22 protein-coding genes and 1 tRNA gene are annotated in these 26,007 nt (G+C 66.6%); 13 read left to right on the top strand and 10 right to left on the bottom strand.

What is annotated here, in order from left to right; all coding sequences use genetic code 11:
* Position 1: 1 nt before the first annotated feature.
* A complete protein-coding gene (locus tag C3E79_RS09240) occupies positions 2-373 on the bottom strand; it encodes a histone (RefSeq protein WP_108404641.1) in 372 nt (123 codons plus the stop codon).
* A gap of 45 nt (positions 374-418) precedes the next feature.
* Positions 419-1,990 (bottom strand): threonine/serine exporter ThrE, encoded by a 1,572-nt coding sequence (thrE, locus tag C3E79_RS09235; protein ID WP_412778859.1) that lies wholly within the window; start codon positions 1,988-1,990, stop codon positions 419-421.
* A 69-nt stretch (positions 1,991-2,059) separates the two neighbouring features.
* On the opposite strand from thrE, the gene C3E79_RS09230 reads away from it, so the two are divergent.
* Positions 2,060-2,135 (top strand) — tRNA-Thr (locus tag C3E79_RS09230).
* Between the two features lie 7 nt (positions 2,136-2,142).
* On the opposite strand, the gene C3E79_RS09225 is transcribed toward C3E79_RS09230, so the two are convergent.
* Positions 2,143-3,477, bottom strand: coding sequence for an MFS transporter (locus tag C3E79_RS09225; RefSeq protein WP_108404640.1), 1,335 nt, complete (start codon positions 3,475-3,477; stop codon positions 2,143-2,145).
* Between the two features lie 112 nt (positions 3,478-3,589).
* On the opposite strand from C3E79_RS09225, the gene C3E79_RS09220 reads away from it, so the two are divergent.
* Both C3E79_RS09220 and C3E79_RS09215 read left to right on the top strand, forming a co-directional pair.
* Positions 3,590-4,297, top strand: a complete 708-nt coding sequence (locus C3E79_RS09220) for a response regulator transcription factor (RefSeq protein ID WP_108404639.1) — start codon at positions 3,590-3,592, stop codon at positions 4,295-4,297.
* A 3-nt stretch (positions 4,298-4,300) separates the two neighbouring features.
* Complete coding sequence (locus tag C3E79_RS09215) at positions 4,301-5,716, top strand: sensor histidine kinase (protein ID WP_108404638.1); 1,416 nt, start codon at positions 4,301-4,303, stop codon at positions 5,714-5,716.
* Here the strand turns inward: C3E79_RS09215 and C3E79_RS09210 are convergent.
* Positions 5,713-6,141 (bottom strand): HIT family protein, encoded by a 429-nt coding sequence (locus C3E79_RS09210; protein ID WP_108404637.1) that lies wholly within the window; start codon positions 6,139-6,141, stop codon positions 5,713-5,715. The two genes, C3E79_RS09215 and C3E79_RS09210, sit on opposite strands and share 4 nt — an antisense overlap.
* 31 nt (positions 6,142-6,172) lie before the next feature.
* Here C3E79_RS09210 and purD point away from each other — a divergent pair, with 31 nt between their 5' ends.
* A complete protein-coding gene (gene purD, locus C3E79_RS09205; protein WP_108404636.1) occupies positions 6,173-7,420 on the top strand; it encodes a phosphoribosylamine--glycine ligase in 1,248 nt (415 codons plus the stop codon).
* Here purD and C3E79_RS09200 read toward each other — a convergent pair.
* Positions 7,395-8,855: an HNH endonuclease signature motif containing protein gene (locus tag C3E79_RS09200; RefSeq protein WP_108404635.1), complete on the bottom strand. Its 1,461-nt coding sequence runs from the start codon at positions 8,853-8,855 to the stop codon at positions 7,395-7,397. The two genes, purD and C3E79_RS09200, sit on opposite strands and share 26 nt — an antisense overlap.
* A 112-nt stretch (positions 8,856-8,967) precedes the next feature.
* On the opposite strand from C3E79_RS09200, the gene purB reads away from it, so the two are divergent.
* Entirely contained in the window at positions 8,968-10,407 is a 1,440-nt protein-coding gene (purB, locus tag C3E79_RS09195; protein ID WP_179948278.1) for an adenylosuccinate lyase, read from the top strand.
* Positions 10,408-10,414: 7 nt separating this feature from the next.
* Here the strand turns inward: purB and C3E79_RS09190 are convergent, their stop codons facing one another.
* Positions 10,415-11,182 carry a hypothetical protein gene (locus C3E79_RS09190; RefSeq protein ID WP_108404634.1) on the bottom strand — a complete coding sequence of 256 codons (768 nt, stop codon included), beginning with the start codon at positions 11,180-11,182 and terminating at the stop codon, positions 10,415-10,417.
* Positions 11,183-11,268: 86 nt separating this feature from the next.
* Here C3E79_RS09190 and C3E79_RS09185 point away from each other — a divergent pair, with 86 nt between their 5' ends.
* Together C3E79_RS09185 and C3E79_RS09180 are read left to right on the top strand one after the other, a co-directional pair.
* Entirely contained in the window at positions 11,269-12,174 is a 906-nt protein-coding gene (locus C3E79_RS09185; RefSeq protein WP_108404633.1) for a phosphoribosylaminoimidazolesuccinocarboxamide synthase, read from the top strand.
* A gap of 49 nt (positions 12,175-12,223) precedes the next feature.
* Positions 12,224-14,341 carry a S9 family peptidase gene (locus C3E79_RS09180; protein ID WP_108404632.1) on the top strand — a complete coding sequence of 706 codons (2,118 nt, stop codon included), beginning with the start codon at positions 12,224-12,226 and terminating at the stop codon, positions 14,339-14,341.
* Between the two features lie 88 nt (positions 14,342-14,429).
* Here C3E79_RS09180 and C3E79_RS09175 read toward each other — a convergent pair whose 3' ends face one another.
* Together C3E79_RS09175 and C3E79_RS11420 are read right to left on the bottom strand one after the other, a co-directional pair.
* Positions 14,430-14,657 (bottom strand): hypothetical protein, encoded by a 228-nt coding sequence (locus C3E79_RS09175; RefSeq protein WP_108404631.1) that lies wholly within the window; start codon positions 14,655-14,657, stop codon positions 14,430-14,432.
* A 12-nt stretch (positions 14,658-14,669) separates the two neighbouring features.
* Complete coding sequence (locus tag C3E79_RS11420; protein WP_146183382.1) at positions 14,670-15,170, bottom strand: hypothetical protein; 501 nt, start codon at positions 15,168-15,170, stop codon at positions 14,670-14,672.
* 219 nt (positions 15,171-15,389) lie between these two features.
* Here C3E79_RS11420 and C3E79_RS09170 point away from each other — a divergent pair, with 219 nt between their 5' ends.
* On the top strand, positions 15,390-16,070 hold the full coding sequence (locus tag C3E79_RS09170) for a DUF2334 domain-containing protein (protein ID WP_108404630.1): 681 nt from the start codon (positions 15,390-15,392) through the stop codon (positions 16,068-16,070).
* A 349-nt stretch (positions 16,071-16,419) separates the two neighbouring features.
* Here C3E79_RS09170 and C3E79_RS09165 read toward each other — a convergent pair whose 3' ends face one another.
* Complete coding sequence (locus C3E79_RS09165; RefSeq protein ID WP_108404629.1) at positions 16,420-19,644, bottom strand: ExeM/NucH family extracellular endonuclease; 3,225 nt, start codon at positions 19,642-19,644, stop codon at positions 16,420-16,422.
* 214 nt (positions 19,645-19,858) lie between these two features.
* On the opposite strand from C3E79_RS09165, the gene purS reads away from it, so the two are divergent.
* The 3 genes from purS to purL are packed head-to-tail and all read left to right on the top strand — an operon-like array spanning position 19,859 to position 23,041.
* Positions 19,859-20,089 carry a phosphoribosylformylglycinamidine synthase subunit PurS gene (gene purS, locus C3E79_RS09160; protein WP_108404628.1) on the top strand — a complete coding sequence of 77 codons (231 nt, stop codon included), beginning with the start codon at positions 19,859-19,861 and terminating at the stop codon, positions 20,087-20,089.
* A complete protein-coding gene (purQ, locus tag C3E79_RS09155) occupies positions 20,086-20,757 on the top strand; it encodes a phosphoribosylformylglycinamidine synthase subunit PurQ (RefSeq protein WP_108404627.1) in 672 nt (223 codons plus the stop codon). The genes purS and purQ overlap by 4 nt, the downstream gene beginning before the upstream one ends.
* A gap of 7 nt (positions 20,758-20,764) precedes the next feature.
* Complete coding sequence (gene purL / locus C3E79_RS09150; protein WP_108404626.1) at positions 20,765-23,041, top strand: phosphoribosylformylglycinamidine synthase subunit PurL; 2,277 nt, start codon at positions 20,765-20,767, stop codon at positions 23,039-23,041.
* Between the two features lie 33 nt (positions 23,042-23,074).
* On the opposite strand, the gene C3E79_RS09145 is transcribed toward purL, so the two are convergent.
* A complete protein-coding gene (locus tag C3E79_RS09145) occupies positions 23,075-24,079 on the bottom strand; it encodes an acyl-CoA thioesterase (RefSeq protein WP_108404625.1) in 1,005 nt (334 codons plus the stop codon).
* A 25-nt stretch (positions 24,080-24,104) separates the two neighbouring features.
* Between C3E79_RS09145 and C3E79_RS09140 the strand changes: the two genes are divergently transcribed.
* Both C3E79_RS09140 and purF read left to right on the top strand, forming a co-directional pair.
* Entirely contained in the window at positions 24,105-24,494 is a 390-nt protein-coding gene (locus C3E79_RS09140) for a sterol carrier family protein (RefSeq protein WP_235840615.1), read from the top strand.
* A gap of 18 nt (positions 24,495-24,512) precedes the next feature.
* Positions 24,513-26,006: an amidophosphoribosyltransferase gene (gene purF / locus C3E79_RS09135; RefSeq protein ID WP_235840614.1), complete on the top strand. Its 1,494-nt coding sequence runs from the start codon at positions 24,513-24,515 to the stop codon at positions 26,004-26,006.
* Position 26,007 lies beyond the last annotated feature (1 nt).

Genomic DNA, 26,007 nt, shown 5'->3' with positions numbered 1-26,007 from the left:
CCTACGATTCGTCGGGCGCGGTCGAGGTGGCCTTCTTTACGGTTTTCTTGGTGGTCTTCTTCGTTGCCTTCTTGGTGGCCTTCTTTGTCGTCTTTTTGGTGGTCTTCTTCGCGGCCTTCTTGGTGGTCTTCTTCGTGGCGGCCGTCCCTGCCTCTGCCTCGGCCTCAGAGGCCGCTTGCGCCTCGTGCTCCTCGGCGTACTTCTTGTACACGAAGCCCTTCGGGTCGACGCCGAGCATGGACATCAGCGTCACGCCGTCGAAAAGATCCTCGGCGTAGGTTGCCACGATCCTGCGGGCCTCGGCCGCCGTACGCTCCTCAACGGTGTGGACCGCGTCGGGGGAAGGGCGGGAGTCGGTGATCTTCGGTGGCACTGCGGGGCTCTCCTTCGTCCAGGCTCGGGGGCTATACCAAAAACATTATTCTACGCCACTGGGGGTGTCACGCGCTGCGTCGCGTGGGGCTCGCTCGGTGGGGCGCGGCAGCCGCGTCGACCCGCCGCGCTTCGGGCGCGTCGCGCGGCGGGCGGCCTGCTCGGCGCGGCGGATCTGGGTGAAGGTGACGCGCCCGGCGCGGCGGAAGGCGGCGTAGGGGGTAAAGAGCTGCGGGCGGCGGATGCGGCGCGCCATCCACTCGCCGAAGACCACCCCTCCCGCGAGCGCCATGCACGTGCCCACCGCCATGAACAGGTTGGTCATCCCCACCACCATCTGCTCGTTCATGATCGCGTACATGCCTCGATAGATCCCCGAGCCAGGCAAAAACGGCGTCACCCCGGCCACCGCGGTGATCACCGGGTTGATCATGAATCGGCGGGCGATAAGCCCGCCGGCAAGCCCGATGACGACGGCGCACGCCGCGGTGGCCAGCAGGCGGTCGGTGCCGAGCGGGAGCAGGAAGACGTAGTAGATCACCGAACCGGCCAGCGCCGTGGCGGCCGAGACGAACACGGCGGGACGCTCCGCGAAGCAGGTCACCGCGAACGCCGAGGCGGCCACGGTGCCCCCGAGGACGCGGGCGACGGCCGATCCGAACGTCGGGGTGCCCAGCATGGTCTCCAGCGGCGGCAGGCCTACCCCGAACATCTCGCCGAGCGTGATGCCGGTGGCCACGCCGGCGACGATGCCACCGGTGTGGAGCATGGTTTGGAAAAACCTCGCCGAGGCCGTCACCGGGGCGCCGGTGATGCCGTCGAGAAGCGACTGCACGAGGGTGAGGCCCGCGAGCAGCACCACGATGCCAGTGGCGATGACCTGGCTGGGCACGATCGGCTGGCCGATCTGGGCGGAGAAGTTGTAGAACATCAGCGCCGGGATTGTGGCCAGCAGCCCGCCGAGGACGCAGTGAAAGAAGTACGGCAGGTCGTTGCGGGAGAGGATCTTGTTGATGCCCATGATCAAAAACGCAGTGAAACCGCCAAGCGCCGCCATGAACACATCGCCGCCCAGAAGGATCGCGATCGCCGATCCCATCACCGCCCAGCCACCGAGGAAGCGCAGGTTGCGGTACGGGATGTAGGAGCGCTCAATGTCGTCGAGGATCTTCTCCGCGACCTCGGGAGGGGTGGCGCCGGAGCGGATCGAGCGGATGAGTCGGTCGACCTCCTGGAGCTTGTGGTAGTTCTCCGATAGGTCGGTGACCACGCGAAACACGCTCACGGGGGTGCGCCGGTCCACCCCGATGATCGTGTGGATGGTCATCGTGTTCACCGTGATGTCGATGTGGCAATAGTGCAGCCCGTAGGACGAGGTCACGGTGTGGATGGAGGCGCGCGCATCGGAGCTCGTCGTGCCGTTGGTAATGAGGATCGAGCCGATCCGGGCGGCGATGTTCATCACCGCCGCCACCTGGGCGGGGTCTTGCAGGTCGATCGGGGCGAGCACCGAGGGCGGGGGAGAGGTGCGCACCTCGTCGATGGTGGCTACGGCGCCGCGGCTGCCCGTCGCGCCCTCAAAAAGCGCCCCCAGGCGCGAAAAAACCCCTTGCGTCACACGGTTCACCCTATCCGGTGGCCGCCATTGACGCACCCGCCCCGCCGCCGTGTAGGATTATCCAGCATTGCTGGAGTGGCGCAATCGGTAGCGCAACGCACTTGTAATGCGTAGGTTGCGAGTTCAAGTCTCGTCTCCAGCTCCATACTCCGCTAACGCCGGGCGAAGAGCCACGCGCTCGCCGCCGCGGTGGCCGCCAAGATCGCGGCGACCGCGCCGAGCGAGGCGGCGAAAGCGGCATCTGTTGCCTCAGCGGGCTCGAGCCCGCGCTCGGTGAGGTGGGCGCCCAGCGTCGCGGCGCAGGTGCCGATGAAGGCGACGCCGACGAGCGCGCCAAGCTCGTAGGTGACCTCTTCGACCCCGGCGGCCATGCCCTCGTGGTGCGGAGGCGCGGCCGAGATGATCGCGGTCGACGCGGCGGAAAACGCGCCGCCCGTGCCGGCCCCGAGGCAGAGCATCGCGGCGAGGAACGTGGGCGTGTGATCGACGTTGAGTGCGGCGAGCGCGACCCCGGCCGCGGCCAGCAGGCTCCCGCCGACGATCGGGGGGAGGTAGCCGGTGCGGTGGAGCAGCGCCCCGGCGAGGATGGAGGACGGCAGCGCGGCCACGACCACGAGGGCGACGAGCGCGCCGGCCTCGAGCGGGCTTAAGCCCGCTACCGTTTGGAAGCGCTGGGTGGCGAGGTACTCCACGGACGCCACGCCGAGGTAAGCGAAGCCTGCAGCAACGACCCCGCCCGTGAGCGTGCGGTTGGCGAACAGGTCGAGGCGAAGCAGGGGGCGCTCGAGCCGCGCTTGGCGACGCCCAAAGAGCCACCCGCCGGCTACCGCAGGAACGGCGAAGAGGGGCTGGCCCTTCAGCGCGAGGGTGAAGCAGATGAGGGTGAGCGCGGAGAGGGCGACCGAGGGGGCGTCGATAAGCGAGCCCGGGCGGTGCAGGTTGCGCGGGCGGATAAACGCGAGCGCGGCGAGCGCGGCAGCGACGATGGGGACGTTGACGAGGAAGATCGAGCCCCACCAGAACCGCTCGAGCAACAGGCCGGCGACGACGGGGCCGGCGGCCGCACCCACCGTGGACGCGGAGGCCCAGATGCCCACTGCGGTGTTGCGCTCGCGGGCGTTGACAAACGTCTGCTGGATGAGCGCGAGCGTGGGCGGCATCATCACCGCGGCCGCTACCCCGAGCAGGCCGCGCGCGGCGATGAGGAGCTCCGGGGTGGGGGCGGCCGCGCAACACACCGAGGCCACACCAAAGGCGATAAGCCCGATGGAGAAGAGCAGCGCGTGGCCATACCTGTCGCCGAGCGGGCCCGTGCCCAGCATGAGGGCAGCGACGGCCAAGGGGTAGGCGTTGATGATCCACAGGTCTTGTTGCGGGGAGGTGCCGAGCTGCTGCGCGATCGTCGGCATTGCGGTATACAGGATCGAGTTATCCAGCCCGATGAGCAAGAGGCCGGCCGACAACACTGCTAATAATCCCCAACGCATTAGCCGCAGTGTACCCGCAGCAGATTGGGAACAGATCCGACGCGAGGCTTACAGCAAACGTCCAGGATTTGGGAGGATACTGTTCGGGACAGATCGGATTGAAAGGAACACCATGGCCGATACTAACGATGGCGTCAAGGTCCTAGTGGTTGACGACGAACCCAACATCGTCGAGCTCCTCACCGTCTCCCTGCGCTTCCAGGGCTTCGAGGTCGAAAGCGTCAACTCGGGCCCGGAGGCGCTCAAGCTCGCCCGCGACTTCCGGCCCGATGCCTACATCCTCGACGTCATGATGCCGGGGATGGACGGCTTCGAGCTTTTGGGCAAGCTGCGCAGCGAGGGTCTCGACGGCCCGGTGCTCTTCCTCACCGCGAAGGACGCGGTGGAAGACCGCATCCACGGCCTGACCATCGGCGCGGACGACTACGTGACCAAGCCGTTTAGCCTCGAGGAGGTGATCACCCGTCTGCGCGTCATCCTGCGCCGCGGCAACGTCACCGACGGCGACGACAACGACGCCACGCTGCGCTACGCGGATTTGACGCTTAACGACGACACCCACGAGGTGACCAAGTCCGGCGAGATCATCGAACTCTCGCCCACCGAGTTCAACCTTCTGCGCTATCTCATGCTTAACGCTGAGGTCGTGTTGTCGAAGGCGAAGATCCTCGACAACGTCTGGCACTACGACTTCGGCGGCGACGGCAACGTCGTGGAGTCCTACATCTCGTATCTTCGCCGCAAGGTCGATACCGGCGAGGTTCCGCTCATCCACACCGTGCGCGGCGTCGGCTACGTCCTGCGCACCCCGCGGCAGTAGCCGATGGGCCAGCCCTCGCGCGCGACGCCCGACCCCGCCTCCATTCCCAGCATCTCCACCCAGTCCCGGGTCAGCCAGATCCCGCTGCAGAAGCGCCTCGTCGCCCTCATCTTGATCATCGCCGTGCTTGGCATGGGACTGAGCTCGCTGGCAATCCACACGCTCATGCGCGGTCTGCTCCTCCAGCGCGCGGATGACGAGCTGCGCGCCGGGCTGCAGACCTGGGTCGGGCAACCGACCCCCTGGCCGGCGCTGGGAGCGCCGACGGAGTTTAGCCAGGCGGTGAGCTACCCCGGCGTCGAAGGCCTCCACTACTACGGGTTCCGCTCGACCGAGCGGCCGGACTTCTTCGAGATGGAGGGTTTCGGCCCGCAGACGATCCCCTCGGCTCCGGGCAGCACCGAGGAGGGGGAGTGGCGCGCGATAGCGATGCGAAACCCCGACGGCAGCATCGAGTACGTGGCCAAGTCGCTCGAGGTGGAGCAGCGCATGCTCACCTCGCTCGCCGTTGTCCTGCTCGGGATCGGGACCGTGACCGTCATCGTGGTCGGGTTCGCAGGAAACTTCTTCATCCGTCGCGCCCTCGCCCCTCTGCGCGTTGTGGAGGGCACCGCCCTCGCGATTGCCGACGGCGACATGAAGCGCCGCGTGCCCGCCTGGTCCCGCGAGACGGAGGTGGGAAAGCTCTCCTACGCGGTCAACACCATGGTCGCGCAGTTGCAAGAATCGATCGAGGAGTCTCGTGCGAAGGAGGAGCAGATGCGCCGCTTCGTCGGGGACGCCTCCCACGAGCTGCGCACCCCGCTGACCAGCCTGCGCGGCTACGCGGAACTCTACCGCTCCGGCATCGTCAACGACCCGGACATGGTCGTTGCGAAAATCGACGAGGAATCGGCCCGCATGAAGCTCCTCGTCGAGGACCTTCTCGCGCTCACCCGCGCCGAGGGGGCCCGCCTCGTGACCCGCGAGGTCGACATGTTCGACGTGGTCTCCTCCGTCAAGAGCACCGCGCGTGCGGCCTTCCCCGGCCGCACTCTCACCGTCGAGAACGAGGCAATGAACGTGCCCATGGTCAAGGGCGATCCCGACCGGCTGCACCAGGTGATGCTCAACCTGGTAAGCAATGCCTTTAAGCACGGCGGGCCCGACGCCGAGGTCACCATCACCCTGCGGGAGAACCTAGATAAGGTCTTTATCGACGTCGCCGATAACGGGGTGGGCATGCGCCAGGAGGACGCCGACCACATCTTCGAGCGCTTCTACCGCGCCGATACCTCCCGCAACCGGGCCGGCGGCGGCGGGTCGGGGCTGGGTTTGGCGATTACGAAGTCCATCGTCGAGGCCCACGGCGGGGCGATCACCGTCAAGACAGCGCCCGGGAAAGGATCGACCTTCACGCTCTCCCTGCCGATGGCCTAGGAGGTCGCGCGCCCGTCCTCGCCGACGCCGAGGCGCTCGCGCAGCGCGGCGGCCGCCTGGTCCATCTCCGCGGGGTCTGTGTCCTCGGCGCGCATGACGTTGGCGAGGCTGTAGCCGCTCATGTCGCGGGCGGGGAAGACGTGGATGTGGGCGTGGGGGACCTCGAAGCCAGCGATGAGGTATCCGGCGCGCGGCGCGTTAAAGGAGTCGATAATCGCCGCCCCGATCTTCTGCGCGACCTCGTTCATCCGCGCCCAGGTGGCCGGGTCGAGGTCGGTCCACCGATCGACCTCTTCGATAGGCACGATGAGGGTGTGGCCGTAGGCGATGGGCTCGATGGTGAGAAACGCAGCGACGGTGTCGTCGCGGTAGACGAAGCGGCCCGGGATCTCCCCGTCGATGATCTTGCTAAACACGGTGCTCATGCTCCCCCAGGCTACCTGTAGATTGGAGGCCATGCGCATCCTCGTTATCGGTTCGGGCGGCCGCGAACACGCCCTGCTCAAGGGGCTTTGTGGCCACGAACTCTTCGTCGCGCCCGGAAACGCCGGCATGGCGAACCTGGCCGAGGTCCACCCCGTCGACGTCGCCTCCCCGGAGGCGGTGGTGGCACTCGCCCGCCGTATCGAGGCGGAGCTCGTCGTCATCGGCCCGGAGATCCCGTTGGTGGCCGGGGCCACCGATGCGCTGCGCGATGCGGGGTTCACCGTCTTCGGCCCGTCGCGGGCAGCGGCGCAGCTGGAGGGCTCGAAGGCCTTCGCGAAGGAGGTCATGGCCTCGGCGGGGGTGCTCACGGCGGCGGCGACGCGCGTGAGCGATGCAGCGGGGATCGAGGAGGCGCTCGACGCCTACGGCCCGCACTACGTGGTCAAGGACGACGGATTGGCCGGCGGCAAGGGAGTCCTGGTCACCGACGACCGCGAGGCAGCTGCCGCGCACGCCCGCGCTGTGATCGAGGCGGGCAACCCCGTGCTGTTCGAGTCCTTCCTCGAAGGCCCCGAGGTCTCCCTGTTCTGCCTGGTGGACGGCGAGACGGTCGTGCCGCTGCTGCCGGCGCAGGACCACAAGCGCGCCTTCGATGGTGACCAAGGCCCCAACACCGGGGGTATGGGCGCCTACGCGCCGCTTCCGTGGTTGCCCGAGGATGGGGTCTCGCGCATCGTGGAGTCGATCGCCGAGCCGGTTGCCCGCGAAATGGTCGCCCGCGGCATCCCCTACCAGGGCATCCTCTACGTGGGTGCGGCGTGGGGGCCGCAGGGCCCGGCGGTGGTGGAGTTCAACGCCCGCTTCGGGGACCCCGAGACGCAGGCGGTGTTGTCGCTGCTCGAGACCCCGCTTGTCGACGCCCTCTTTGCCGTCGCCACCGGCACCCTCGCCGACCTGCCCGCCCTGCGGTGGAAGCAAGGTTACGCCGCGACCGTCGTGCTCGCCGCGGAGAACTACCCCGCCGCGCCCCGGACAGGGGATGCGCTGAGCGGGGACAATCTCAATGACCCGACACGGATCCTGCATGCGGGAACGACCTCCCGCGACGGTTCGTATCTCTCGGCGGGTGGTCGCGTCCTCAACGCGCTCGGGCAGGGAGGCACGCTGGCGGAGGCCGTTGGGGCGGCCTACGCGGAGGTGGAAAAGGTCGAGTTGCAAGGCTCGTTCTACCGCCGGGACATTGCCCGGGCGGCTATCGAGGGGCGGATCTCGCTCTAGGCGCTGGCGGGGGCCGAAAAAGCGGGGGATCGGGCTCCCGGCCAGCGGGGCTGGGGCGCCGTCTCAGCTTCGCACCGGGGGAGTGGTGGTAGGAGACGGTCTCGTTGAAGGCGATGGTGCCGTCGGGGGAGACCACCCCGATCCGGCCTGTGTCGGAGCACCTCACCACGTGGGATCTGCCCGCGTGGCCGTCCCGGGAGTCGTTGTTCCACGAGTGGTGGCGTCGGCACAGCCCGGCGAGGTTCGGCAGGTCGGTGTTGCCGCCCTGGACGTAGGCCAGCATGTGGTGGGCCTCGGTCTCCGACAGAGGCACGTCGCAGCCGACCCAGGCGCATACCCCTTGGACGGCGAGCATGGCGATGCGCTGCTCCACGCTGGCGAGCCTCGTGCGGCCCAGCGAGATCGGGATGCCGGTCACCCGGTCGACGTGGACGATGAAGTCCTCCGTGCCGCCCATGCCGAGGCGGATGAGGTCGAAACAGGAGAGCTCTACCCCCACGTTTGTCATAAACGTCGTGTGGTGGTCGGCGTCGGCGAGGTCATCTAGGGTGATGGCGAGCGCGACGGAGGCGGCGCCGCGGTTTTTGACCTGCCGGTCGGCCTCGTACTGGCCGAGGATGCGCCAGAACTGGTCGAAGCGTCGCTGGGTGGGAGTGCGTGAGTCCTCGGACGATGGCCCGCCCGTGTTCGAGCCGGGGCCGGAATCCGAGTCGAGCAGGGCCTTAAACAGGGCCCAGTGCCCGGCGGTCATCGTCGCGGTGACGTCAAAGGTCCCGTCCGCCTTTTGCGGCCCGGCCTTGATGCCGCGGGCCGCGTAGCCTGCATTCGGGTCGGCCGGCGGGCGGTGGGCGCGGTTCGCCTTGTTGACGAGGCTGCGCACGAGCTTGCGCAGGTCGCTCGCGGGGCGCTCCTTCGCCTCCGCTAAGGCACGGGCGTGGATCGCTGCACGCTCGCACGACGCCTCCTTGGACAGGCCACGCAGCTCGGAGTCGATGATTCCCTGCTTTTCTGCACCGATCCCGCGGGAGGATTCGCGGGCCTTTTTCTGCGACTCGCCGGGGTCGGGGGAGCAGCCGCCGACGCCAAGAGGGTCGTCGTTACCGCCCGGCGGTGGTGGAGGCGGGGGCGGCGGTGGTGGCGCGAAGAGGTCGCGGCCGCGGCTGATCCGGCGGAAGGCTTCGGCGCGGGAGAGGTCGAGGGCCGTCTCGAGGTAGTCGTTGGCGTGGCGCCCGCCGACCGAGCGGCCTGCGCCGTCGCGGTCGCAGATGTATGCGAAGGAGGCGTCGATGAAGGCTTTAGCGTTGGCCGCCTTCTCCAGCCGTTCCATATCTGCGCGGATGGTGTCGAAGTGGAGGGCGGAGGGGTCGTCGAAAAGCGAGCTCAGCTCGTTGAACGCGGACTCGATTGTGGCTACGAGTGAAGCGATTGCGGTCATGGTTCCCCTCCTTTCCTCAAGATGGACTCAGTGTAGAGTCCTGTCGCGACACGTACCCCACAAAATAGAACACATGTGCGAAATGGGGACGATGTTATGGCGGCGTGGAATAATGGAGCCCGTGTCTGTGAAGCCGATGAACGCAAACGTCCTGTCCAACCGCTACGCCTCGCCGGAGATGGCGTCGCTGTGGAGCGCCGAGCACAAGATCGTGCTGGAACGCCAGCTTTGGATCGCCGTGATGAAGGCCCAGAAGGGCCTCGGGGTGAAGATCCCGGATGAGGCCATTGAGGCCTACGAGGAGGCCGTCGACAAGGTTGATCTGGCGAGTATCGCCGAGCGCGAAAAGGTCACCCGCCACGACGTCAAGGCGCGCATTGAGGAGTTCAACGCGCTGGCCGGCCACGAGCACATCCACAAGGGCATGACCAGCCGCGACCTCACCGAAAACGTCGAGCAGCTGCAGATCATGCGCGCGCTCGAGCTCACCCGAAATAAGGCGATCGCGCTGCTCAAGGCCGTGGGCAACCGCGCGGAGCAGTACAAGGACCTCGTCATGGCCGGGCGCTCGCACAACGTCGCGGCGCAGGCGACCACGCTGGGCAAGCGGTTTGCCTCCGCCGCCGAAGAAATTCTCATCGCCACAGAGCGCATCGAGCAGCTTCTCACGAGCTACCCGCTGCGCGGCATTAAGGGCCCGATGGGGACGGCTCAGGACATGCTCGACCTGATGGGCGGCGACGAGGCCAAGCTCGGTGAGCTGGAGCACGCAATTGCCCGCCACCTTGGCTTCGATCGCACCTTCGACTCCGTCGGGCAGGTCTACCCGCGCAGCCTGGATTTCGAGGCCATCTCCGCTCTCGTACAGCTCGGCGCCGGCCCGTCGAGCCTTGCCACAACCATCCGCCTCATGGCGGGCAATGAGACCGTCACGGAGGGCTTCAAGGAGGGCCAGGTCGGATCCTCGGCCATGCCGCACAAGATGAACGCCCGCTCCTGCGAACGCGTCTGCGGCTTCCAGGTCATCCTGCGCGGCTACCTCACCATGGTCGCGGATCTTGCCGGCCAGCAGTGGAACGAGGGCGATGTGTTCTGCTCGGTCGTGCGCCGGGTTGCGCTGCCGGACGCGTTTTTCGCCATCGACGGTCAGCTGGAGACCTTCCTCACCGTCCTCGACGAGTTCGGGGCGTTTCCCGCGATGATCACCCGCGAGCTCGATCGCTACCTGCCGTTCCTCGCCACCACCCGCATCCTCATGGCGGCCGTGCGCGCGGGCGTGGGCCGCGAGACCGCCCACGAGGTGATCAAGGAGCACGCGGTGGCCATGGCGCTGGATATGCGCGAGAGCGGCGCGGAGCAAAACCTCATTGAACGTCTCGCCGCCGACGAGCGCCTGCCGCTTGGCCGCGCGGACCTCGACAAGGCACTCGCGGACCGCAATGCGTTCATCGGGGCGGCGAGCTCCCAGGTCGACCGCGTGCTCGCGCGCATTCAATCGCTTGTCGACGCCCACCCGGGCGCCGCCGCCTACGCCCCAGGCGAGATCCTCTAAGAAAAACCTAGTCCTGCCAGCGGATCGTCTGCGCGGGCTGGGCGGTGTTGCGAGGGCTGACCACGGTGGCAAGCTCCACACCGGTGCCGACGATGCCGCGATCGCGCTTGCCGGCCCAGGTCACAACCGCCCGCTCGTAGCTCCGGCCGAGGGTGATATCTCCCGTGTAGGCGGGCAGCGGATCGTTGCTTTCCAACCCGCAGTAGAGGTTGTCGTCGCGCTCGACGAAGTTTGCGCGCAGCCCGGCGTCATCAACCGGGGTGACGCTTGGCAGCGCCACCGAGATGTCCGCCCCGTCGGTGCCGAAGGCGACCGGGGTGAAGGTGGCGACGAAGCAGGAAAACCCCGCGAAGCTCTCGGGTGGCGGCGCGGCGCTCGTGGTGGTCTCATCGTCGCTGTCAGAGGCCCCAGTGGACCCTGAAGATCCAGAGCCGCGCTGCTTCGGGGCGGGCCGTCCGATCATGGCCGGGTCCTGCCCGATGTTCTCGGTGACCTGGTCGACGGTGAGGGTGCGGGGTGAATCCACCCTCACCTCCCAATAGACAGGAAGGCCCGTATCAAAGCCCGTGGTGACGACGTAGGCAGTCTCGCCGAAGCTGAGCGTGGCGCCGTCGTCGGTCGGGGTGAAGCCATCCGGCTTGCCGGCTAGCTCGGTCAGCGGCTCGGCGGCGGTGGTGGTGAGCTGCGGAGACCGCGGCCCTGCGCAGGCGCCGAGGGTACCGGCCGCAAGGCACGCGGCGGCGCACATGGCGAGGAGGCGGGGTGTGGAGAGCATGGCTCTACATTAGGGCACCCTCTGCTCCGATCCCGCCCGCGCGCTCCGATTCGACCTTGCGCGCTGCGGGACTATGCTTTGACATCATGCGCCCAGAGTTATCCGATTACACCCACCTCTCCGCGGGCAAGGTCCGCGAGATCTATGAGGTGGACCGCGACACTTTGCTCATGCTGGCAACGGATCGCATCTCCGCGTTCGACTACTCGCTGACCCCGGAAATCCCGGACAAGGGCAGGATCCTCACGGCTACCAGCACCTTGTTCTTCGACCTCCTCGAAAGGGAACTCGGCCTGCCCAACCACCTCGCTGGCCCGGTGACTGATGAGCGCATCCCGGAGGAAGTGCTCGGTCGCGCCCACGTGGTCAAGCGCTTAGAGATGATCCCGTTTGAGTGCGTCGCGCGCGGCTACCTCACCGGTTCGGGGAAGAAAGAGTACGACGCCACGGGTCGGATCTGCGGCGTGATGCTGCCCGCCGGGCTGGTGGAGGCCTCGCGGCTCTCCGAGCCGATTTTCACCCCGGCAACGAAGGCTGAGCAGGGGGAGCACGACGAAAACGTTTCGTTTTCTTACGTCGCCTCGAAGCTGGGGGAGGAGCTGGCGATGAAGCTGAAGGAGACGACGCTCGCGGTCTACTCCGCCGCGGCCGCCTACGCGCTCAGCCGCGGGATTATCCTCGCGGATACGAAGCTGGAGTTCGGGCTCGATGCCGAGGGAAATCTCGTGCTTGCGGACGAAGTGCTGACCCCCGATTCCTCCCGCTACTGGCCCGCCGATTCCTACGAGCCGGGCAAGGTTCAGCCCAGCTTTGATAAGCAGTACGTGCGCAACTGGCTCACCGGGCCGAAGGCGAATTGGAGCCCGGCGGGGGGCACCGAGCCGCCTGAGCTGCCGGGGGCGGTCGTGGAGGCGACCCGGGACCGCTACATCGAGGCCTACGAGCGGCTCAGCGGCGAGAAGTTCTGCACCTGGCCTGGAGCCAACGCCTAGTGCCACGTGCCGGCGCTAGGCTCGATCCCGGCGCTAGACTAGGGCACCTATGAGCACCGAAGCACCGAAGGCAGAAAAACACCCGATCACCCGCTCGTTCCACGGGCGCGAGGTGGTGGATAACTACGAGTGGCTGCGGGAGAAGACGAACCCGGCCACCATCGCCTACCTTGAGGCGGAAAACGCCTATACGGAGGCGAACACGGCGCATCTTTCCGAGCTTGCGGACACCGTGTACTCCGAGATCAAGGGCCGCGTGAAAGAGACAGACATGTCCGTGCCCACGCGCAAGGGCGGCTGGTGGTACTACGGCCGCACGATCGAAGGCAAGGACTACGGCGTGTCGTGCCGCGTCAAGGCGGCCACGGAGCACCCCTGGACCCCGCCGCAGCTGCCAGAGGACGGCTCCCCGCTGCCCGGCGAGAGCGTCCTGCTCGACATCAACGAGCTCGCCGCCGGCCATGAGTTCTTCTCGCTCGGTGCCTCCAGCGTCTCCCCCTCGGGCAAGCGTTTAGCCTACTCGTTCGACACCTCAGGCGATGAGCGCTTCGAGCTGTGTGTGAAGGACATCGAGTCGGGCATGCGTTTCGACGACCACCTCACCGACGTCTTCTACGGTGCCACGTGGGCGGGGGATGACTACATCTTCTACCTGCGTGTTGATGACGCGTGGCGCCCCCACCAGGTGTGGCGCCACAAGCTGGGCACGGCCGAGTCGGAGGACGTGCTTGTCTTCGAGGAGCGCGATGAGCGCTTCAACGTCGGCGTCGGCACTGACCGCGCCGAGCGCTACCTGTATATCGCCTCGAGCTCGAAGACCACGAGCGAGGTGCGGGTCCTGGGGCTCGATGAGCCTGAGGGCGAGTTCCGCGTGCTCTGGGAGCGCGAGGCCGGGGTGGACTACGACGTTGACTTAGCCGTCGTCGGCGGCGAGGAGCGCTGGGTGGTCACGCATAACGCGCACGGTCCGAACTTCTCGGTGGGCACCTGCCCGGTGGGTCAGGAGCGGCCGCTACGCGAGCTTGATGAACTGGTGGCCCACGACGATGCGGTTCGCGTCGAGGGTACCGACGCCTACCGCGACTTCCTCTTCGCGGCGTACCGCCGCGGGGGCATTGGCAGGCTCGCGGTGGCTGGTCTGACGGACGGGACGATCGGCGAGTTCAGCGAGCTCGCATTCGACGAGGAGCTCTACACCGTGGGCCTCGGGGGAAACCCGGAGTGGGACGCTCCGGTGGTGCGCGTGTCCTACACCTCGTTTACCCAGCCGGCGCAGCTCTTTGACTACCGCGTCGCCGACGGCTCCCTTACTCTGCTCAAGGAGCAGGAGGTCGAGGGCGGATACGATCCGGCTGATTACGTGGCCACGCGGGCGTGGGCGACGGCGGAGGATGGGACGAAGGTTCCGGTGTCGGTGGTGCGGCGGGCTGATGCGGACGTCGATAAGCCTGCTCCTACCTTGCTCTACGGTTATGGCTCCTATGAGCACTCCACCGATCCCTACTTCTCCGTGGCGCGGCTGAGCCTGCTCGACCGCGGAATGGTGTGGGCGTGCGCGCACGTGCGCGGCGGCGGCGAGATGGGTCGCCTGTGGTACGACGAGGGCAAGATGATGCGCAAGCGCAACACGTTCACCGACTTCATTGCCTGCGCCGACGCTCTTGTCAAACAGGGAGTGACCACCTACGACCAGATCGTCGCCGAGGGTGGATCGGCAGGCGGGCTGCTCATGGGCGCGGTGGCCAACCTCGCCCCGGAGAAGTTCTCCGGCATCCTCGCGGTGGTGCCCTTCGTGGACCAGCTCACCTCCATCCTCATGCCCGAGCTACCGCTGACGGTGACTGAGTGGGAGGAGTGGGGAGATCCCTATCACGACCCAGAGGCCTACGACTACATCGCCAGCTACGCGCCCTACGAGAATGTTTCGGCCCAGGAGTACCCGGCTATCTTGGCGGTGACCAGCCTGAACGACACGCGCGTGCTCTACGTCGAGCCCGCGAAGTGGATTGCCAAGCTACGCGAAGTGGCCACCGGGGGCACGTTCTTGCTTAAGACCGAGATGTCCGCGGGCCACGGGGGCGTTTCGGGCCGCTACGCGCAGTGGAAGCAGACGGCGTTCGAGTACGCCTGGGTACTTGCGACGTCGGGGGCGGTGGCCACGAAGTGATGCGCAGTAGTGCGTGGTAGTGCACTAAGAAATGGCGCTACCTCCCTTTCAATGGGTAGGTAGCGCCGGGGGTTATAACGAGTCTGAACTACGTGCGGGTGTCCCGGTTGCGCGTAGCGAGGTAGTCGATACCGAAAAAGACGACCAGGGCGGCAGCGAAACCTGCCAGCCAGAAAATGAGGAATTGAGCGGCGTATTGCCATTCTGAGAATGTGTCGATGAACGTTCGACCCGTAGCCGCCCAGTCTCTGATGCTGAAGAACAGGAATGAAAACATCAGCGCGGCGAGGGTAATGCAAAGGTTTTTACTTCTCATGAGGCACCTCTTCTAAACGTGGCCGTTAGACCGGCAGAAATCGTCGAAGGTTCCCCACCGCCCATTGAGGTTACGGCACGCGGAGCCAATTCCCCAGTTGGTTACCTGGCCGATGATTTCATCGGCCGCTGCTCCGCCAATCGCGGCGGCTATCACCCAAATCACAGCGGGTACCGCGCGCTGTTCCTTCGATGCCTGAATGTTCAGTCCCAGAACTTCGGCAAGTTGCCGCGATTCCGCGGGAGTAAGCGCGGAGAGATTACCTTCGAATCTGTGGATTTCGCTCTCGCGATACCCAAGGCTCTGCGCTACTGGCCTAGAAATTTCGAAAGAATCGTTCTCAAGTTCGTAGTACACCGCGGAAGAAACGCTCGGCGCAGAATCGCTCGACGTGGGAGCGATAGCGTCGTTGTAGGTGGATGTTGGGAAGCGTAGCGGTGCAGCCTGGGCAGGTTCGGCAGCCCCTGCGCCAAGGGCAAGTGAGGTTGGCGATGCTATGACAGCAGTGCGCATGACTTTCCTTTCAATGTCGACGGCTGCCGACAACAACCAGCCTACTGAGCAGTGATCAATACTGCAACGATATTGGTCATTCTTTATGTTGCGTGAGCGGGCACCATGAGCGGCGTTCAGAAGGGCCCGTCCGGGGCGTCCTCGCGCCGCGCGCCAAGCAAAACCCCCGGAACGCAATCGCCTCAGCGCGGTGCCCCCGTGTGTGCGATAATCGTAACCATGCCCGGCCACGTACTTGTTTCGGTGTCGTCGATTTTCGACGACACGCTTGACGACGTCGACCGCCTCGTCACCGAGCTCGACCGCGCCGAGATCCCCGTCTCGCTCTTGGTGGCCCCGCACATCGATAAGAAGTGGCACCTGGCGAAGGACAAGAAGACCCGAAAGTGGCTCGAGGCCCAGCGCGAGGTTGATCGCGCGCTCATCCTCAACGGCTTCGACCAGCCCGCTCAGGGCCGCCGTGCGGAGTTTGCCACCCTTGCCGCCCACGAGGCACGCCTGCGCCTGGCCGGGGCGACCCGCCAGATGGAGTCGTTGGGTTTTACCTTCAACATCTTTGCGCCGCCGCGCTGGAACCTCTCGGAGGGCACCCTCAAGGTGCTGCCGGACTTCGGCTTCCTTTTGGTGGCGTCGACGAAGGGCCTGCACCAGACCGACACCGGCATGTTCTACCAGTGCCGCAACCTCTCCGTTGGCGAAGGCTACGGCGCGGCGCGCTGGTGGCGGCGCAACATCATCCGGGCGGCTGAGCGGGGTGCATCGCGGGGAAACATCATTCGCCTATCGGTCTCGGGCCGTGAGCTTGGGAAAAAGAAGGTGCGCCGCGACTTTATCGATGCCGCAGCAGCGGCGGTCGATGAAGGAGCCGAACCGGCCGATTACCGTAGTTTCCTGGCATAGCTCCTGGTAGAAGTTTGACTCCGCAGCGGCAGAGTCCCTGGTGCAACTCGGTGGGACTCCGCAGCGGCAGAGTCCCTGGTGCAACTCGGTGGGACTCCGCAGCGGCAGAGTCCCTGGTGCAACTCGGTGGGACTCCGCAGCGGCAGAGTCCCTGGTGCAACTCGGTGGGACTCCGCAGCGGCAGAGTCCCTGGTGCAACTCGGTGGGACTCCGCAGCGGCAGAGTCCCTGGTGCAACTCGGTGGGACTCCGCAGCGGCAGAGTCCCTGGTGCAACTCGGTGGGACTCCGCAGCGGCAGAGTCCCTGGTGCAACTCGGTGGGACTCCGCAGCGGCAGAGTCCCTGGTGCCCTAGAAGCCCATACGGGCGAGGATAGCGGAGACACCACCCGGGTAGAGGAAGTTCACCGCAGCGGCAATCAAGGCAGCGATGCCGGTTGCACCCACGAGCGCACCAATAATGCCCCCAAGCAGTCCGCTGGAGCTACCTGTCGAGGAGTCTCCGGGCTTCTGGCCGTCTTTACCGTCGGCACCGTCTTTGCCGTTGGTGCCAGGCTGGCCGGGCTCGCCTTTGTCGCCTTTGTCTCCGGTGACTTTGCCGAGGTTCTCGCTGGTTCCATCGGTGTAGGTGACCACGAGCTCACCGTAGGCGTTGATCTCGAACTTCTCGACGCCACGGCCGTCTTTACCGTCGGCACCGTCTTTGCCGTCGGTGCCAGGCTGGCCCGGCTCACCCTTCTCGCCCTTATCTCCGGTCACCTTGCCGAGGTTCTCGCTGGTTCCGTCGGTGTAGGTGACCACGAGCTCACCGGAGGCGTTGATCTCGAACTTCTCGACGCCACGGCCGTCTTTACCGTCTGCACCGTCTTTGCCGTCGGCGCCAGGCTGGCCCGGCTCACCCTTCTCGCCCTTATCGCCGGTCACCTTGCCGAGGTTCTCGCTGGTTCCGTCGGTGTAGGTGACCACGAGCTCACCGGAGGCGTTGATCTCGAACTTCTCGACGCCACGACCAGCAGCGCCATCCTGGCCAAGCACGTTGCCGACGACCTCGCGCGTCTCCGTCGTGCCATCGGTGTATACCGCGATCAGGTCTCCGTTGTCGGCGAGCTCGATGCGGACCAGCGTCTTCGTGGGCTGGTCTACCGTTTCAGCGAGATTGAACCCGACCTTGATCGGGTCGTGGTCGGAGGAGCGGAACGGGTCGGCTGCGTAGAAGTCCTGCACGTTGTAGTTACGCAGCGAGTACTCGAAGGCGACCGGCTCGTCGGCGTTGATGTTCCACACCGCGGCGTCTTGCACGAGCGCAGCGGCCTTTTCGTTGGCCAGCACGTGGTCGAGGGAGCCGAGCTGTGCGGAGAACTGGTAGGAGGCGCCGTCGAAGTCGCGGCGCGAGGCGATGTTGGTGAAGCCTTCCTGCTCGATGTGGCGCACCGCGTCTTCCATGGAGTAGGAGTTCAGGTCGCCGAGGATGAACACGGGTTTGTCGGCCCAGTCGTCCTGCTTGTCCAGGTGGTCGATGAGCGCGGTGGCTTGGGCGAGCCGCACCTGAGCATTGTTGCCCTGCCCGTCGCCGGAATCTGCGTCGCCGTTGGCCACCGAGCCCTTGGACTTGAAGTGGTTGACGATGGCGACGAAGCTGCGTGCGCCGTCATCGCCCACAGGCTTGAACTCTTGGGCGAGGGGCTGACGGGCCATGCCGGTAAACGCAGGGTCGTCGAAGATGCGGGACTCGCCGACCGGTTCGACCTCGTCCTTGTTGTAGATGAAGGCGGTGCGAATGTAGTCCTCATCGGTACCAAGCTGGGTGGGGGAGGCAACGTAGGCCCAGTTTCCGCCGGCGGAGTTTAAGGCGTCGACAAGCGTGCCCAGCGCCTCGTCGCGGCGCGCGACGTCGCCGGTGACGGTTGCGGTGTTCTCAATCTCCTCCAGGCCCAGCACGCTGACGTCGAGGCGGTTAATCGCTGCGACGATCTTCGCCTGTTGGTCGGCGAGCGCCTCCGGGGTGTATGCGCCGCGCACCGTGCAGCCGTTGGTGGCCACCGGGTTGCCGTACATGTCGGTGTAGGCCCCGCAGCCGGCTGTGTCTTGGCCGAGCGAGGTGAAGTAGTTGAGCACGTTGAACGAAGCGATGGAGAACTCGCCGCGCACGGAGGCTGGCACCTCGAGGGTCGCCGCGCGGGAGTCCTGCCAGGTAATCGGCAGCTCGCCGGCGGTGTTCTTGCCGGTGATGGGCTCGAGCGGCTGGAAGCGCCACTGGTCGAAGGCGTAGTCGACAACCACGTCGGTCTGGAAGGACACGCCGTCGCCGGTGCGCAGGGACTTGATCCCGCCGTCCGAGGTGACGATGTAGGGCAGCGGCGTGGACTTGTCGGTGTTGAAGTAGTTCGCGGTGCGGCCGTCGTCAAGGTAGACGATCTCCGCGTTTTGCTTGGCCTGCAGATCGTTGGCGGCGGTGCCAGGCAAAACAACGTCGGTCGGGCTGCGGTGCGCCAACGTACCGGGGGCGAGGCCGACCTCGCCGAACTTGTTGAGCGAGTAGTTGTTGGTCACCGTGTACGCACCACCCGGCCGCACGAGCATGCCCTCGTAGGGCTCGCGCGCCTCATTGCCCGCGGGCAGGTGCTCAATGGCGATCGCGCTCGGCGCGGCGAGAGCCTCGATCGGGGTGATCGCCGTGGCCGTGAGCTGGGTGACCTCCTTGAACTCGGAAACCGTACCTGCCACCTGCACGGATGCGCCGACCGCGGGGTAATCGGTGCGCGGGCCCATGTAGACGAAGATGCCGTCGGAGGCCTCGCCCGGGTTCTTCGCGGCCGCCCCGGTCCCGGCGGTCTGGAGGTAGAAGCCCTTCTTGCCGCCCTCCGGGTAGGAAGCGGTCACGACCCCGCGGGTGACCACGTTGCGCCCCGCCAGCGGGGAGGCAGCACCCGTGCCCTGGATCTCCGCGATGGAGACCTCCGCGGGAGCAGGATCAACGGGATCGACAGGAGCGGCCCCGCCGGAGGCCTGCGGGGTGGGGGCGCCCTGGAAGAAGTCGGCGGCGTTGTTGTCGGTGTCTACGCCCGCGGATGAGCGCTGGATGGAGGTCGAGTTTGACACCTTCGCGGCGGGCGTGCCCTCGAATCTCGTGGCTGCGCCCCAGCCGACGAGGTCCGCGGTGGCGCCTGTGGCGTCGAGAAGCGCGGCGATGGCCTCCGAGCCACCGAAGCCGAACTGGCTCACCTGGTCTGCGGCCGGCAGGTCCTGCGAGGGTGTGGCGCCGGCGTCGCCCTGGATGAGGAAGTAGCCCTTCGCGGGTACCGTGCCGCTCAAAGTGACGGCCTTGTTCAGCGTGTCTCCCTTGGAGCGCTGCTCCATCGTCCACCCGGTGACGTCGATCGGGGCGTCGGTGGGGTTGTAGAGCTCGACGAAGTCGTACGTGTAGACCGAGCCGCTGTTACCCCCGCCGCCGTAGACCTCGTTGATGACGACGTTGCTGCCATCGACTGCGGCGCGGGCTGGGGAGGCTACGGACAAGGAGCCTGCGGCGATGGCGATGGACACGGCGGTGCCGATCGCGCGGCGGGTGGGGGACACGGCGGGGGATCCTTTCTCTGCGGGGTGCTCGCAGACAAGATAGCGCCGCGCTTATAGGTTTGCTGAGTGAATCATGAGAATTTGCCGATTGTTTACGCTCCCTTCACCCGCCTCGGCCGCACTCACGGACCGCCGGGCCCGTCCGATATACTTGGGCGCGTCGTAAGACCCGCAGAAACCGCAGAAAAAGCTGCACAAGAAACGAAGGAACCCCATGGCTCGTGTCGTTGTAAATGTCATGCCGAAGGCAGAAATTCTTGATCCGCAGGGCCAGGCGGTCCTGCGCGCGCTCGGCCGGATCGGCGTCGGAGGCGTCGCCGATGTGCGCCAGGGCAAGCGCTTCGAGATCGAGGTCGATGACTCGGTCTCGGACGCCGAGATCAAGCGCGTCGCCGAGACACTGCTGGCCAACACCGTCATCGAGGACTTCGAGGTTGTGCGATGAGCGCAACCATCGGCGTGATCACCTTCCCAGGCACGCTTGACGACGTCGACGCGCAGCGCGCCGTCCGCGTCGCGGGCGCCGAGCCGAAGGCGCTCTGGCATGCCGACGACGACCTCACCGGGGTCGACGCCGTAATTGTCCCCGGTGGATTTTCCTACGGCGACTACCTGCGCTCCGGCGCGATTGCCGCGCAGGCCCCGATGATGGGCGCGGTCGTGGAGGCAGCGAAGAAGGGCATGCCGGTACTCGGAATCTGCAACGGTTTCCAGATCCTCACCGAGGCCGGGCTGCTGCCGGGCGCGTTAACCCGCAACGAAAACCTCCTGTTCCACTGCGTAGATACCCACCTCGTCGTGGAGAACAACTCCACCGCGTGGACCTCGAACTTCGAGCCGGGGGAGAAGATCTTCGTGCCCGCAAAGCACGGAGAGGGCCGCTTCCAGGCCGCGCCGGAGACCGTCGAGCGCCTGGAGAAAGAAGGGCGCGTGGTCTTCCGCTACACCGAGAACTTCAACGGTTCCGCGAACGCTATTGCGGGCGTGACCAACGAGACCGGCCGCGTCGTCGGCCTCATGCCGCACCCAGAGCACGCCGTGGAGCTGCTCACCGGCCCGTCTACGGATGGGTTAGGGCTGTTCCTATCCGCCATCTCAACGATTGGAGCGTAAGTCAAGGATGACCGTGCACAACGACACCGTCGATAACGCCAAGGCCACCCCGGAGCAGGAGCAGCCGTACCGCGAGCTGGGCCTGAAGGACGACGAGTACCAGCGCATTGTGGACATCCTCGGCCGCCGCCCGACGGACGCCGAGCTCACCGTCTACTCCGTGATGTGGTCGGAGCACTGCTCGTATAAGTCCTCCAAGGTGCACCTGCGCTACTTCGGCGAGACCATGACCGAAGAGATGGGCGCCAAGCTGCTCGCCGGCATCGGCGAGAACGCCGGCGTGGTCGACATCGGGGGCGGTGACGCGGTGACATTCCGCGTGGAGTCCCACAACCACCCCTCCTACGTCGAGCCTTACCAGGGCGCGGCCACGGGCGTGGGCGGCATCGTGCGCGACATCATGGCCATGGGCGCGCGCCCGATCGCCGTGATGGACCAGCTGCGCTTCGGCCCGGCCGATGCGCCCGATACCAAGCGGGTGCTGCCCGGCGTCGTTGCCGGCATCGGCGGCTACGGCAACTGCTTGGGGCTGCCCAACATCGGCGGCGAGACGGTGTTCGATGAGACCTACGCGGGCAACCCCCTGGTCAACGCGCTGTGTGTGGGGACGTTGAAGGTGGAAGACCTCAAGCTTGCCTTTGCCTCCGGCACCGGCAACAAGGTCATCCTGTTCGGCTCCCGCACCGGCCTCGATGGCATCGGCGGCGTGTCCGTCCTCGCCTCCGAGACCTTCGAAGAGGGTGCCGAGCGCAAGCTTCCCGCCGTGCAGGTGGGCGACCCCTTCGCGGAGAAGGTCTTGATCGAATGCTGCCTCGAGCTCTACCACTCCGGCGTGGTCGTGGGCATCCAGGACCTCGGCGGGGCCGGGTTGGCGTGCGCCACCTCGGAGCTGGCGGCCTCCGGCGACGGCGGGATGCGCGTCAATCTCGACGCCGTGCCGCTGCGCGCGGAGAACATGACCGCAGCAGAGATCCTCGCCTCCGAGTCGCAGGAACGCATGTGCGCGGTCGTCGAGCCCGCCAACGTCGATCGCTTCATGGAGATCTGCGCGAAGTGGGAGGTCGGCGCCGCCGTCATCGGCGAGGTCACCGGCGAGAGCGACCGCCTCGTCATTGAACACAACGGTGAGGTCGTGGTGGATGCGCCGCCGTCGACAATCGCGGACGAGGCCCCCGTCTACGAGCGGCCCTTCGCGCGCCCGGAGTGGCAGGACGGCGTCCAGGAGTTCGGCGGGGTGGTAAAGCCCGCCACCCTCGCTGAGGCGTGGCTGCGCATGGTGGCATCGCCCGCTCTGTGCTCCCGGGATTTCATCACTGAGCAGTACGACCGCTACGTGGGCGGCAACACCGTGGCCGCCCACTACGCGGACTCCGGTGTGCTGCGCATCAACGAGGAGACCCGCCGCGGCGTGGCCGTCTCGGCGGACGCCTCGGGTCGCTACACCTACCTCGATCCGAACATGGGCGCTCGCCTTGCGCTCGCGGAGGCCTACCGCAACGTCGCCGTGACCGGGGCGCGCCCGGTGGCCGTGACCAACTGCCTCAACTTCGGCTCGCCGGAAAACCCGGACGTGATGTGGCAGTTCCGCGAGGCCGTGCACGGCCTCGCCGATGGCGCCGTTGAGCTCGGCATTCCCGTCTCCGGCGGCAACGTCTCCTTCTACAACCAGACCGGAGAGACCCCGATCCTGCCGACCCCGGTCGTCGGCGTCCTGGGCGTTATTGAGGACGTCGCGGACGCGATCAGGCACGCGCTGCCGGCGGGTGGCGAAGACGTCACGCTGCTGCTGCTTGGCGAGACCTTCGACGAGTTCGGCGGATCGGTCTGGCAAGAGGTCTCCGGTGCCGGGCTTACTGGTCTGCCCCCGCGGGTGGATCTTGCCAACGAGGCGCGCCTCGCGGAGTTCTTCGCCGGAAACGGAGAGGTGTTGGCGGCCCACGACCTTTCCGAGGGCGGGCTGGCCCAGGCGCTCTTCGAAATGCTGCTGGGCTCCGGAAAGGGCGCCGAGATCGAGCTATCCGGGGTGTGCGACGACGCGTTTACCGCACTGTTTTCCGAATCCGCCTCCCGCGTCCTCGTCGCGGTGACCGCGGATCGCGCCGATACCGCGGTGCAGCGCGCGAGCGAAGCTGGCATCCCGGTCGCGGTGCTGGGCAGCACCAATTCCAGCGGCGAGATCTCGGTCGCCGGCGAATCGATCTCGCTCGTCGAGCTCGCAGCGGCGTGGTCGACCACGCTGCCGGGGCTGTTCGACCACGCCTTCGCGCCGAACTCCCCGGCCTAGAGCGCAGGACTAGGCGCGGCCTAGAGCGCCGGCCTAGTCGATGTGCTGCTGCGCGTCGGCGGGCCGCACGAGCGGCTCAGGGGTGTAGCGCTGGCGCAGCTCCTTGAGCACCCGGGTGTGATCCCACAGCCGCTTGTCCTCCTCCGTGACGGGGGTGAACTGCCGGGCGGGCAGCGGCTGTCCGTCGAGGTCGACGGCGAGGTAGGTAAACGTCGCGTGGATGGCGTGCGTGAGCGCATGGCGGCCGCCGCGCGGGTTGCCGCTGCGGACCTGGACTGCAATGTGCATCGAGCGGGCGTCGGTACGCGTGATGCGCGCGTCAACCTCGACGAGGTCGCCGATGGAGATCGGCTTTTGAAAGCGGATGCTGCCGGCGTAGACGGCGACGGTACGCTCACCGGACCATTCCATGGTGCAAGCCGTGGCCGCCTCGTCGATCCACTCCATCGCGCTGCCGCCGTGGACTTTGCCGCCCCAGTTCACGTCGGTCGGCTTGGCCAAGAACCGGTGGATCGTGCGCGGGGCGGTGGAATCGTCGGTGTAGGTCTGCGTGCGCATCTCCTCGTCAATGGCCCTGCGCAGCTCGATGCGCGACTGCGCGGCCGCTAAGGTGCGCTCGTCCTCCGCATCGGCGGGGACGAAGGTGGGCACCTCCACCTTCTCGCCGGTCTCCGGGTTTTTGGCAATGAAGATGACGAGGCAGTCACAGGCGCGGGTAAAGACCCCTTCGCGCGGATCAGCGGAGAGGACCTCGTTGACGATGTGCATGGAGGTTCGGCCGGTCATGGCGATGCGGGAGCGCACCTCCACGATGTGCCCTGACGGGATCGGCCGGGTGAAGTGAATGTGGCCAACATAGGCGGTCACACAGTAGGAGCCGGACCATTGGACGGCGCAGGCGTAGGCAGCCTTGTCTATCCATTGGAGCACGCGACCACCGGAGACGCCTTGCGCGCCCGCGTGGAGGATATCGCTGGGCGCTGCCATGAAACGCAGGATCGAACGCGAGGACTTCGTTGCTGCAACGGGGGTTTCCATGATCCAACACATTAGTATGTGGTTCATGGCTGCGCTGAAGAGTGATCCTAGCGTGACACGGCAGGCTGTCTTGGCAGTCGCTGACTGGCTCCGTGACGGCGGCGAGGAGCCCCCTCGCAAGGAGCTGGCCGCGGCCTGTCGGACCACCGCCCGCACGCTCGCCGCCGAGCTGCCGGGCCACGCCGTGGAGCTGCGGGTTCCGCCGTTTGTCGCGGTGCAGCTCATCGATGGCCCTCGACACACCCGCGGAACGCCGCCGAACGTCGTGGAGATGGACCCGCGCACGTGGTTGCGCGTGGCCACGGGTATGGAGACCTTCGCCGAGGCGTTGGCCCAGGGCCGCATCGAGGCCTCCGGTTCCCGGGCCGCGGAGGTGGCCCGCGGACTTCCCGTGATTGCGATTGATAAGGGGTAATCCGATAAGGTGGGGCACGTGCACAGCGATCAGATTGCATCTGTAGAACGCGATGATGCCCCGCACGAGGAGTGCGGAGTCTTCGGCGTCTGGGCCCCGGGCGAGGATGTGTCCAAGCTGACCTATTTTGGCCTGTTCGCCCTCCAGCACCGCGGCCAGGAGGGCGCGGGCATTGCGGTGGGGGACCGCGAGAACATCGTGGTGTTCAAAGACACCGGGTTGGTCTCGCAGGTCTTCGACCAGTCGGTGCTCGATGCCCTCCAGGGCGACGTCGCCATCGGCCACACCCGCTATTCCACAGCCGGGGGAGAGAACTGGGAAAACGTCCAGCCGATGTTTCGCACCTCCCCCAACGGCACGGACGTCGCGCTGGCCCACAACGGCAACCTGACCAACTACCAGGAGCTGCAGGACAATGCCATCGAGCGGGGCCTCATTCCGGCCCGGGGCGTCGAGGGGCAGGGCTCCTCGTCCGATACCGCGGTGGTCTCGGCTCTTTTGACCGATGAGATCAGGGGCGAGGCATCGCTTCTCGACGCCGCGAGGACGGTCCTCCCGACCGTCCAGGGCGCCTTCTGCTTCATGTTTACCGATGGCCACACGCTCTACGCTGCGCGCGACGCCCACGGCGTGCGCCCGCTTTGCCTGGGCAGGCTCGAGCGGGGCTGGGTGGTGGCCTCGGAGACCTGCGCGCTCGACATCGTGGGCGCGACCCACGTGCGAGACATCGAGCCGGGGGAGCTCATCACGATCGATGAATCCGGGGTCCACACCGAGCGCTTCGCCTCAACCCCGCGCGCCCACTGCGTCTTCGAGTACGTCTACGTTGCCCGCCCGGACTCTGTGATCGAGGGGCGTTCGGTGCACGCCTCGCGCATCGAAATCGGGCGCAGGCTAGCGCGCATCGAGCCCGTCGAGGCCGACCTTGTCATGCCGGTGCCGGAATCGGGTACCCCCTCGGCGATTGGGTACGCCGAGGAGTCGGGAATCCCGTTTAAGCAGGGCCTGATGAAAAACGCCTACGTTGGCCGCACGTTCATCCAGCCCTCCGACACGCTACGCCAGCTGGGCCTGCGCCTGAAGCTCAACCCCGTGCGCGAGATCATCGAGGGCAAGAAGCTCGTCGTTGTCGACGACTCGATCGTGCGCGGCAACACGCAGCGCAAGCTCATCAAGATGCTCCGGGAGGCCGGTGCGGCCGAGGTCCACGTGCGTATCGCCTCGCCCCCGGTGAAGTGGCCGTGCTTCTATGGTATCGACTTCGCCAGCCCCGGCGAGCTCATCGCCAACAACGGCGGAGGCGTCGACGAGGCGGCGACCGTGGAATCGATACGCACGATGATCGGCGCCGATTCCCTCGCGTTCGTTCCTACCGACGACATGATCGCCGCCACGAAACAGCCCGCCGAGACCCTGTGCGCGGCGTGTTTTACCGGTAACTACCCGCTCGGCCTGCCGGAGGGCAACCCGAACGCCGACCTCGTCCGCCGCATGCAGAAAGGTGACAACTAGC

The organism is Corynebacterium liangguodongii, from assembly GCF_003070865.1.
In the GTDB taxonomy this organism is placed as follows: Bacteria; Actinomycetota; Actinomycetes; order Mycobacteriales; family Mycobacteriaceae; genus Corynebacterium; species Corynebacterium liangguodongii.
Note: the sequence above shows the minus strand (reverse complement) of the source record. Positions and strands in the feature narration are given on the sequence as shown.

What these genes read in the sequence shown, in the direction of transcription:
- C3E79_RS09225 (WP_108404640.1), bottom strand. Translation starts at nt 3,477, where the DNA reads ATGCGTTGGGGATTATTAGCAGTGTTGTCGGCCGGCCTCTTGCTCATC.
- C3E79_RS09220 (WP_108404639.1), top strand. Translation starts at nt 3,590, where the DNA reads ATGGCCGATACTAACGATGGCGTCAAGGTCCTAGTGGTTGACGACGAA.
- C3E79_RS09215 (WP_108404638.1), top strand. Translation starts at nt 4,301, where the DNA reads ATGGGCCAGCCCTCGCGCGCGACGCCCGACCCCGCCTCCATTCCCAGC.
- C3E79_RS09210 (WP_108404637.1), bottom strand. Translation starts at nt 6,141, where the DNA reads ATGAGCACCGTGTTTAGCAAGATCATCGACGGGGAGATCCCGGGCCGC.
- purD (WP_108404636.1), top strand. Translation starts at nt 6,173, where the DNA reads ATGCGCATCCTCGTTATCGGTTCGGGCGGCCGCGAACACGCCCTGCTC.
- C3E79_RS09200 (WP_108404635.1), bottom strand. Translation starts at nt 8,855, where the DNA reads ATGACCGCAATCGCTTCACTCGTAGCCACAATCGAGTCCGCGTTCAAC.
- purB (WP_179948278.1), top strand. Translation starts at nt 8,968, where the DNA reads ATGGAGCCCGTGTCTGTGAAGCCGATGAACGCAAACGTCCTGTCCAAC.
- C3E79_RS09190 (WP_108404634.1), bottom strand. Translation starts at nt 11,182, where the DNA reads ATGCTCTCCACACCCCGCCTCCTCGCCATGTGCGCCGCCGCGTGCCTT.
- C3E79_RS09185 (WP_108404633.1), top strand. Translation starts at nt 11,269, where the DNA reads ATGCGCCCAGAGTTATCCGATTACACCCACCTCTCCGCGGGCAAGGTC.
- C3E79_RS09180 (WP_108404632.1), top strand. Translation starts at nt 12,224, where the DNA reads ATGAGCACCGAAGCACCGAAGGCAGAAAAACACCCGATCACCCGCTCG.
- C3E79_RS09175 (WP_108404631.1), bottom strand. Translation starts at nt 14,657, where the DNA reads ATGAGAAGTAAAAACCTTTGCATTACCCTCGCCGCGCTGATGTTTTCA.
- C3E79_RS11420 (WP_146183382.1), bottom strand. Translation starts at nt 15,170, where the DNA reads ATGCGCACTGCTGTCATAGCATCGCCAACCTCACTTGCCCTTGGCGCA.
- C3E79_RS09170 (WP_108404630.1), top strand. Translation starts at nt 15,390, where the DNA reads ATGCCCGGCCACGTACTTGTTTCGGTGTCGTCGATTTTCGACGACACG.
- purS (WP_108404628.1), top strand. Translation starts at nt 19,859, where the DNA reads ATGGCTCGTGTCGTTGTAAATGTCATGCCGAAGGCAGAAATTCTTGAT.
- purQ (WP_108404627.1), top strand. Translation starts at nt 20,086, where the DNA reads ATGAGCGCAACCATCGGCGTGATCACCTTCCCAGGCACGCTTGACGAC.
- purL (WP_108404626.1), top strand. Translation starts at nt 20,765, where the DNA reads ATGACCGTGCACAACGACACCGTCGATAACGCCAAGGCCACCCCGGAG.
- C3E79_RS09145 (WP_108404625.1), bottom strand. Translation starts at nt 24,079, where the DNA reads ATGGAAACCCCCGTTGCAGCAACGAAGTCCTCGCGTTCGATCCTGCGT.
- C3E79_RS09140 (WP_235840615.1), top strand. Translation starts at nt 24,105, where the DNA reads ATGGCTGCGCTGAAGAGTGATCCTAGCGTGACACGGCAGGCTGTCTTG.